Consider the following 8,670-nt stretch of genomic DNA (forward strand, 5'->3'; position numbering starts at 1 on the left):
GGCGCGGGGGTGGCTCCCACACTCTGCTCTCCAAAGGCCAGCGTGGAGGCCACCAAGGCGGTGGGATTCACTCCCGTGCCTGACAGCGCCACGGCGATGGTGGGCTTGGCCACGTCACTGGTGCTCAGTGTCAGCGTGGCCGAAGTGGCCCCAGGCACCGTCGGCGTGAACGTCACCGTCAGGTTCAGGCTTTGGCCAGATGGCACATCCAGCGTGGCCGGGCTGACGCTGTAGCGCGCGCTGTCTGCCCCGCTCAGCACCGCGTTGGTGATGTGCAGCGTACCCGAGCCATCGTTGCGCACCGCCAGCGCCATCGTCGCCGCGGGGGTGGCTCCCACTCGCTGCTCTCCGAACGCCACCGTGGAGGCCACCGTGGCGGCAGGATTCACCCCTGTGCCCGACAGCGCCACGGTGACGGTGGGCTTGGCCACGTCATCGGTGTTCAGCGTCAGCGTGGCGGAGGTGGCCCCTTCGGCCGCAGGCGTGAAGGTCACCGTCAGGTTCAGGCTCTGGCCGGCGGGCACATCCAGCGTGGCTGGGCTGACGCTGTAGCGCGCGCTGTCCGTCCCACTCAGCACCGCGCTGGTGATGTGCAGCGTGCCCGTGCCGCTGTTGCGCACCGCCAGCGGCAGCGTCGGCGCGGGGGTGGCTCCCACGCTCCGCTCTCCAAAATCCAGCGTGGAGGCCACCACGGCCGTGGGATTCACCCCCGTGCCCGACAGCGCCACGGCGATGGTGGGCTTGGCCACATCACTGGTGCTCAACGTCAGCGTGGCCGAGGTAGCCCCAGGCACCGTCGGCGTGAAGGTCACCGTCAGGTTCAGGCTCTGGCCCGCCGGCACATCCAGCGTGGTGGGGCTGACGCTGTAGCGCGCGCTGTCCGCCCCACTCAGCACCGCGCTGGTGATGTGCAGCGTGCCCGTGCCGCTGTTGCGCACCGCCAGCGGCAGCGTCGCCGCCGGGGTGGCGCCCACGCGCTGCTCTCCGAACGCCGCCGTGGAGGCCACCACAGCCGTGGGATTCACTCCCGTGCCTGACAGCGCCACGGCGATGGTGGGCTTGGCCACGTCACTGGTGCTCAGTGTCAGCGTGGCCGAAGTGGCCCCTGGCACCGTCGGCGTGAACGTCACCGTCAGGTTCAGGCTCTGGCCGGCGGGCACATCCAGCGTGGCCGGGCTGACGCTGTAGCGCGCGCTGTCCGTCCCGCTCAGCACCGCGTTGGTGATGTGCAGCGTGCCCGTGCCATCGTTGCGCACCGCCAACGGCATCGTCGCCGCCGGGGTGGCTCCCACGCGCTGCTCTCCGAACGCCACCGTGGAGGCCACCGTGGCGACAGGATTCACCCCTGTGCCCGACAGCGCCACGGTGATGGTGGACTTGGCCACATCATTGGTGGTCAACGTCAGCGTGGCCGAGGTGGCCCCTTCGGCCACGGGCGTGAACGTCACCGTCAGGTTCAGGCTCTGGCCCGCCGGCACATCCAGCGTGGCGGGGCTGATGCTGTAGCGTGCGCTGTTCGTCCCGCTCAGCACCGCGTTGGTGATGTGCAGCGTGCCCGTGCCGCTGTTGCGCACCGCCAGCGCCATCGTCGGCGCGGGAGTGGCTCCTACGCTTTGCTCTCCGAACGCCACCGTGGAGGCCACCACGGCGGTGGGATTCACCCCCGTGCCCGACAGCGCCACGGTGATGGTGGGCTTGGCCACGTCATCGGTGCTCAACGTCAGCGTCGCGGAGGTGGCCCCCAGGGCTGTGGGCGTGAACGTCACCGTCAGGTTCAGGCTCTGGCCGGCGGGCACATTCAGCGTGGCCGGGCTGACGCTGTAGCGCGCGCTGTCCGTCCCGCTCAGCACCGCGCTGGTAATATGCAGCGTGCCCGTGCCGCTGTTGCCCACCGCCAGTGACAGCGTCGGCGCGGGAGTGGCTCCTACGCTTTGCTCTCCAAACGCCACCGAGGAGGCCACCACGGCCGTGGGATTGACTCCCGTGCCCGACAGCGCCACGGGGACAGTGGGCTGGTCCACGTCATCGGTGCTCAACGTCAGCGTGGCCGAGGTGGCCCCCACAGCTGTGGGCGTGAACGTCACCGTCAGGTCCAAGCTCTGGCCAGATGGCACATCCAGCGTGGTGGGGCTGACGCTGTAGCGCGCGCTGTCCGTCCCGCTCAGCACCGCGTTGGTGATGTGCAGCGTACCCGAGCCATCATTGCGCACCGCCAGCGCCATCGTCGCCGCCGAGGTGGCTCCCACGCGCTGCTCTCCGAACGCCACCGTGGAGGCCACCGTGGCGACGGGAATCACCCCCGTGCCCGTCAGGGCCACGGAGGGGACGGTGGGACTGCCTGACTCATCCGTGGTGAAGGAGAGGGTGGCATCGTCGCTGCCCTCGGCGGTGGGGACGAACGTCACCGTGAAGTCCTGGCTGCCGCGCGCCGTCACCGAGAGCACGCTCGGAGAGACGATGTAGGACGCGGCGCCGGCCCCTGTGAGCACCGGGGTCACCTGAATGACCGAGTTCAGGGTCCCCACGTTGGTCACCGTCACGGTCTTGCTCGAACCCGAACCGTTCACGACCCCTTCGCCGAAAGCGCGTGAAAGCGGGCTCACATCGGCGGCGGATGCCACCCCATTGCCCGTCAGGTCGACGGTGGCGGTCAGGGTGCTCCCGTTGGAGGTGAGCTTGTAGCTGAAGGTCAGGGTGGCGGCTTTGGGCCCGGTCGACGCGGGCGTGAACGTCACCGTGTAATCCTCGTGAGCACCCGACGAGATTGAGCTTCCAATCGATGGGGAGACGGTGAACTGCGTCGTCGTGGGGGTGATCGCGATGCTGGTGATGGTGACGTTACCGCTGTTACCCGTGTTCGACACCCGCACCGTCATCGTGTTGGAGGTGTTCGTCTTCTGATCCTCGAAGGCCAGCGCGGTCGTCGAGATCGAGAAGGCGGCGGCCAGAGGCACGGGCTTGAGCTCTTGCTCCGCGGCGCCCACGGGAGAGCCGCCCCCATGCTCGGAGGAGCCACAAGAGACCAGCACTACCGAGACACAGAGTACGGCCAAGACGTTGACTCGGAGCACTTGCCCCTCCTCGCTCAAAGAGCGGTAGGATTCTACCTGTTCATGATCTTACATCCATCCGCCAGGGGAATACTGGCCGCGGCGCTGCTGGCGTCCTCTCTCGCCGCCGCGCAGTCCAGTGATCAGCTACCCGGCTTCGATCTGGAGCGGCTGGAGACCAACGTAGGGCGCGGTACGCTCCTGGTCGGCAATGGTGAGTTGATGGTCCCTGGGGGCCTTGATGTAAGCCTGCTGGGGCACTACCAACGCCTGCCCCTCGTGCTGAACGACGGAGAGGGAGACCTCCAGGTGGTGCGCAACCGGGCCACCGCGCTCCTGTCGGCGGCCTATGGCGTGCTGCCCTGGCTCGAAGTCAGCGCCCAGCTCCCGTTCGTGCTATGGCAGCAAGGAGATGATCCGACCCAGGTGGGCCTTGGCCAGTTGGCTGCTCAGGGGTTGGGCACGCCCGTGCTCCAGGCGCGGCTGGGCCTGCTGTCGCGCCGCCAGCGGCAGCCCGTGGATCTGTCCGCGGATCTCGGCGTGGGCCTGCCCTTCGGCAACGGAGCGGCCCTGGCGGGAGACGATGGGCCTCGCTTCCATGCGCGCATGACCGTGGGCACCACGCTGGGCTGGGTGGCGCCCTCGCTCGAGGCCGGCGTGCTGTTCCGCCCCGCCATCCTCCTGGCGACCTCCGCTGGCTCCGCCAAGCAGGGGGCCAACTCGGAGATCCGCCTCGGGGCCGCGCTGGCCACCACGGGCAAGGGGCTCCGCGGTGAGCTGGCCCTGCGGAGCTCGCTCTCTCCCCAGGTTTCGGTGGATCTGCTCGGTGGCGTGCGCTTCCCGCTGCTGGTGGGGCTGGAGGCCTTCCTGATGGGAGGCCCCGGCCTGGGTGGCGCCGTGGGAGCGCCTCGCTTCCGCATGCTGGCCGGCGTCAGCTTCCACGACGAGCCCCCGCCGAAGATCTCCTTCATCGACGAGAACGCGGATCACGAGTTCCAGCTCTCGGTCGCCACCAAGCAGCGCCCGCACAACGAGGAGCGGATCCGGCCCGTCAGCACCTGGGAGCTCAACTCCCTGACGCGGGGAGATCCTCAGCAGGAGGACGGCGAGCAGAAGCCCCAGGAGCCCCAGCGTCCCTACCAGCCCACGCCCCAGGAGAAGATCGTCCTCCGGGGGAGCATCTCCTTCACCAAGGGCAGCGCGGAGCTGCCCGGCGTGGTGCCGCTGCTGGATCAGGCCGTCCTCCAGCTGTCCGAGGCGACTCGGGGAGGCACCGTCATCATCGAGGGCCACGCGGACAGCGAGGGCACGGACACCTCGGACATGTTCATGTCCCTGCGGCGCGCGCAGGCGGTGCGGCGCTACCTGGTCAACCAGGGCATCCCCGCGACGCAGGTGCGGATCCGCGGCTTTGGCTCGGAGTGGCCCGTGAGCGCCAAGCCCGCCACCGAGGAGGAGCACCAGCTCAACCGCCGCGCCGAGGTGCTCATCGTCACCGAGGCGCCGGCCACCTCGACCACGACGCAGGCCCCAGCCCCGTAGCCCCCTGCCCTGCTCTCACCCGGGCGGAGGGCCCGGGTGGGCTCAGCGCTGCGTGATGGCGCCAATCCGGATGAGGAACCGGGTCTTCCGCTCCAGCTCGCGTTGCAGATCGCTCAGGTGCCGCGTCGAGTCCCGCACGGGCGCCATGGAGGGAGGGCTCGCACGCGCCGGCATGACGGCGGGGGGATTCATGGTGCGCCGTGGCTCGGACGCCGTCCGCGCCGCTTCGCGCTCCACCTGGGAGCTCCGGGGCCTGCGCACGACGGGCTGGCGGACCACGAGCGCCGGCACCCGATCATCCACCGAACGCCCGTAGAGCCACGCACCGCAGCGCCACAGCACGTCATGGCGCTGGGTCAGCAGCGTCCAGAACCGGTCGCGCAGCTCAATGAGCTTGACGAGGTGGGGGGCTCCGCCGTCGCTCGCGCTCACCGGCTCTCCGAGCAGGGCCTTCAGCTTCTGCGCGATCTGCTCCGTGTCGCGGACCTCGGAGGGGCTCACGGGCGAACGGCCGGTGATCCGCGGCTCGTTCCTCCGGAACACGGCGGCCAGCGCCAGGCAGTCGTCCAGGACATCCTGCTGCCCGTGGAGCCGGACCTCATCCGCGTCCGCGTCCGCCAACAGGTTGGCCTCGGCGAGCGCGTCGGCCGTCTTGCGCAGCTTGCGCCGCAGGTTCTGCGCCTGCTCGAACAGCATGCCGAACGAGACCGTTCGAAGCTCGCGCTGCACCTGGAGCGAGGCGAAGGCCACGCCCTGCACGAGCCGCGGGAGCATGGACAGCTCCACCACATCCACGTTGGGGAGCTTGCCGATCAGCACCGCCCCGCTGCCGAGCACCGCCTCAACGCCTCGCGTCACGTTGTGGTAGGTGAGCACGAGATCCGCGCAGCACTCCTCGATGGCGTCCGCGTCGACCACCTTCGCGGCGGCGACGAAGGCGTCGTAGGCCGCTTGCGAGGCGACGCTCTCGAGCTCGGCCACCTCCGCCGGTAGATCGCTTGCTGTCTCGGGCACCTTGCCGCTGTCGTCCTCGGCCATGGGGAGGGAGATTACCCCGCCCGGATCCAGACTTCTAACCGGTTAGAAGTCCGCAACCGCCCACATCCCAGTAGGCTCGCGCACCAGGAGGTGTTCATGCCGGAGCTGGTGTTTCTTCGCCAAGGGCAGGAGGTGCTCCGCTTCGTGCTGGATGGCCCGCGCGTGGTGCTGGGCCGGGGCGAGGACTGTGACGTCGTCATCCCCGATCCCCAGGTGAGCCAGCATCAGGTGGCGCTGCTGCGCGAGGGCGAGCGCTGGCGGGTGGAGGATCTGTCGGGCCAGGGCACCCGGGTGGCGGGCCAGGTGCTCCAGCGCGGCAAGCTGGAGGACGGGGCCGATCTTCAACTGGGCCCGTGGATCGCCCTGTTCCGGCTGCGCGGCACGGCCGGGCCCGAGGGCTCCGCCCGGGGTGCTTCCACCGACGTCAAGCCCCTCGAGGCCGTGGAGGAGCACCCGCAGCGGGCCCAGCTGCGCGTCAAGCGCGGCTCCACCGAGCAGCTCTACCCGCTCACCGCTGCCCGCTTCACCGTGGGCAAGGGCCCGGACAATGCCGTGGTCATCGCGGACCGGTTCATCTCGACTCGCCACCTGGAGGTGACACGGTGCGAGCTGGGCTTCCACGTGCGCGACCTGAACTCCACCAACGGCACGTTCCTGGACGGGGTGCGCGTGCTGGCGGTGGAGCTGCCGCTGAACCACACCCTGCGCGTAGGCGAGACAGAGCTGCACTTCGAGCCGGTGCCCGCCTCCCCAGGGGAGCAGTCCTTGCACGGCATTGTCGGAGCCGATCCCGCCATGCGGAAGCTGCTGGAGCGGGTGCGGAGGGCGGCGGACTCGGAGGCCGTGGTGATGGTGCTGGGCGAGTCCGGCACGGGCAAGGAGCTGGTGGCGCGGGCGCTGCACGAGTACTCGCCGCGGGCCGCGCAGCCCTTCGTCCCCGTCAACTGCGCGGCGCTGTCTCCGGCGCTGATCGAGAGCGAGCTGTTCGGCCACGAGAAGGGGGCCTTCACCGGCGCGGACTCCAAGCACAAGGGCGCCTTCGAGGAGGCCGACGGCGGCACGCTCTTCCTGGACGAGGTGGGGGAGCTGCCGCTGGAGCTCCAGGCCAAGCTGCTGCGGGTGCTGGAGACGGGCGAGCTCAAACCGGTGGGCGCCAGCCGCCCCTTCCATGTGCGGGTGCGGGTGGTGGCCGCCACCCACCGGGATCTGCGCGCCCACGCCCGCCAGGGCCGGTTCCGCGAGGACCTGTACTACCGGCTGAGCATGATGCCGCTGGTGCTGCCGCCGCTGCGCAGCCGGCGCGGGGACATCCGCCTGCTGGCCGAGCACTTCGTGCAGGCGCTTGGGCCGGAGGAGCAGCCGGTGAAGTTCACCGCCGCCGCGCTGGCCCAGCTCCAGAAACACTCCTGGCCCGGCAACATCCGCGAGCTGCGCAACGTGGTGTGCCGCGCCTTGCTGATGCGCCAGGGTCCGAAGATCGACGCGAGGGATCTGTCCTTCGAGGATGGGTACCACCACGCCCCCGAGGACGGGCAGGCGCCCGAGCTGGAGCTGCCCGAGGGCGTCACGCTGGAGCAGATGATGGAGCGGGTGGAGCGGCAGCTCATCGAGAACACCTTGCGCCGCTGCGGCAACCACAAGGACCAGGCCGCGAAGAAGCTGGGGATGGCGCGCTCCTCGCTCTTCGAGCGCCTGAAGCGTTGGGGGATCACCCAAGGGCAGGAGTGACGTGCTCGCTCAGGCTTCCATCCGGGAACACGGACGGTGTTCTGCCCAGCGCCGGGCCGGATCCAGACTTCTACTAGACTTCCTCGAATCGCGCGCCCGTAACGCCCATGTCCTCCATGGCGTTCTTGATCTCCTCGGAGATGATCAGGGCGACCTCCCACCCTTCGGGGCGAAACACCTCGGCGTTCCCCACCTTCCGCTTGTCGATGCACAGGCGATCCACGCCCATGTATTGCCCGACCTTGTCGGGGACTCCGTGCTCTGGCGTCCAGAAACGTACCTTGGAGGCTTCCTCATCGATGCAGCGGATGAGGCGCGTTGCCACGAGGACGAGGTACTGATCCGGTTGGCCCTCGATATCAGCGGGGATGAGCTGGACGTCGCCGGGGGCACGATCCGCCAGCATGGAAGCAACCTTGACGTGGACGACGGGGACGCTCAGTAGCGCCCAGGAAAAGTCCAGCGGCCTGCCTGCATTCTTGATGGGGATTTTCAACCGTCCTTCGACGTGGACGGGCGTCCCCTTTATGAAGTCCCAGTCGTGCACTTTGCGGCCATGGCTGTCGATGGGCGTAGCCAAGTACCAGCGCTGGGGAACATAAAGGTCGTCAGCTAGCTGGAAGAAGCGCTGGGACATAGGGGACTTCTAGCGTCATTTCCCCAGGGTGACGAGTCAGTTCAACTCCGTTCCGGGTGTTGAGATCCGCATGGCGAGGTCATCCAGCACGGGCAGCAACCGCGCCCGGCATTCCGCGATGGTGCTACAGCCTCCCAGCGCCCTCTGCAAACTCTCAAAGACGATCTGGTGGTATCGCTGCGGATGAGGCCCCTTGTGCCCCAGGATCGGCACCACGTTTTGACGGTCCTTCAGCCTCATTCCCGCCCTGGCGAAAAGCTCCTCGAATAGGGGGGTCCACGGGCCACCTCGCAAGGTGGATTTCTTGTTCGCGATGGTTGCCATGTGGTGATTCTCCGTGCGGGGGCTGCGCCCGCCGCGCGCCGCCATCGCCACAGCGCCCGGCGCCAGCGCCATGCGGAAGCCGTCCTCCGTCACGGCCACCGACTCCACCGCGCCCACCTCGGACAGCAGGATCCCTTCCTGATCAGCCGCATGGAGCGACACTTGAGCCGAGCCGGGCAGCGTCGCCACCTGTTCCGCGAACCCCTTCGCGCTGTGCGTCAGCAGCGCCATGACGATCATGGCAAAGGCTTGCGCCGCTTCACGTGAGAACAGCCGGCCGAACTTCTCGCCCGCTTCGCGGATCTCCTCGAAGCTGGTGGCGACCTTCACCTCCTCCATCAACTCGAACCA

6 protein-coding genes are annotated in these 8,670 nt (G+C 68.9%); 2 read left to right on the forward strand and 4 right to left on the reverse strand.

All coding sequences use genetic code 11. The features are described 5' to 3' along the window. Positions 1-3,071 (reverse strand): beta strand repeat-containing protein (locus tag ACJ8AT_RS35425; RefSeq protein ID WP_407742390.1); only part of this gene is annotated, 3,071 nt, incomplete at its 3' end. A 42-nt stretch (positions 3,072-3,113) separates the two neighbouring features. Here ACJ8AT_RS35425 and ACJ8AT_RS35430 point away from each other — a divergent pair. After that, the gene (locus ACJ8AT_RS35430) at positions 3,114-4,592 is read left to right on the forward strand and encodes an OmpA family protein (RefSeq protein WP_407742391.1); all 1,479 of its coding nucleotides are present in this window, start codon (positions 3,114-3,116) and stop codon (positions 4,590-4,592) included. Positions 4,593-4,634: 42 nt separating this feature from the next. Here ACJ8AT_RS35430 and ACJ8AT_RS35435 read toward each other — a convergent pair whose 3' ends face one another. After that, positions 4,635-5,630, reverse strand: coding sequence for a hypothetical protein (locus ACJ8AT_RS35435; protein ID WP_407742392.1), 996 nt, complete (start codon positions 5,628-5,630; stop codon positions 4,635-4,637). Positions 5,631-5,726: 96 nt separating this feature from the next. Here ACJ8AT_RS35435 and ACJ8AT_RS35440 point away from each other — a divergent pair, with 96 nt between their 5' ends. Continuing rightward, entirely contained in the window at positions 5,727-7,358 is a 1,632-nt protein-coding gene (locus ACJ8AT_RS35440; RefSeq protein ID WP_407742393.1) for a sigma 54-interacting transcriptional regulator, read from the forward strand. Between the two features lie 73 nt (positions 7,359-7,431). Here ACJ8AT_RS35440 and ACJ8AT_RS35445 read toward each other — a convergent pair whose 3' ends face one another. Beyond that, on the reverse strand, positions 7,432-7,995 hold the full coding sequence (locus ACJ8AT_RS35445; protein ID WP_407742394.1) for an imm11 family protein: 564 nt from the start codon (positions 7,993-7,995) through the stop codon (positions 7,432-7,434). A gap of 36 nt (positions 7,996-8,031) precedes the next feature. Continuing rightward, positions 8,032-8,670, reverse strand: a 639-nt coding sequence (locus ACJ8AT_RS35450) for an AHH domain-containing protein (RefSeq protein ID WP_407742395.1), incomplete at its 5' end; no start/stop codon positions are given.

Source organism: Hyalangium sp., assembly GCF_045802625.1.
Classification (GTDB): Bacteria; Myxococcota; Myxococcia; order Myxococcales; family Myxococcaceae; genus Hyalangium.

What these genes read in the sequence shown, in the direction of transcription:
- ACJ8AT_RS35440 (WP_407742393.1), top strand. Translation starts at nt 5,727, where the DNA reads ATGCCGGAGCTGGTGTTTCTTCGCCAAGGGCAGGAGGTGCTCCGCTTC.
- ACJ8AT_RS35445 (WP_407742394.1), bottom strand. Translation starts at nt 7,995, where the DNA reads ATGTCCCAGCGCTTCTTCCAGCTAGCTGACGACCTTTATGTTCCCCAG.
- ACJ8AT_RS35430 (WP_407742391.1), top strand. Translation starts at nt 3,114, where the DNA reads ATGATCTTACATCCATCCGCCAGGGGAATACTGGCCGCGGCGCTGCTG.
- ACJ8AT_RS35435 (WP_407742392.1), bottom strand. Translation starts at nt 5,630, where the DNA reads ATGGCCGAGGACGACAGCGGCAAGGTGCCCGAGACAGCAAGCGATCTA.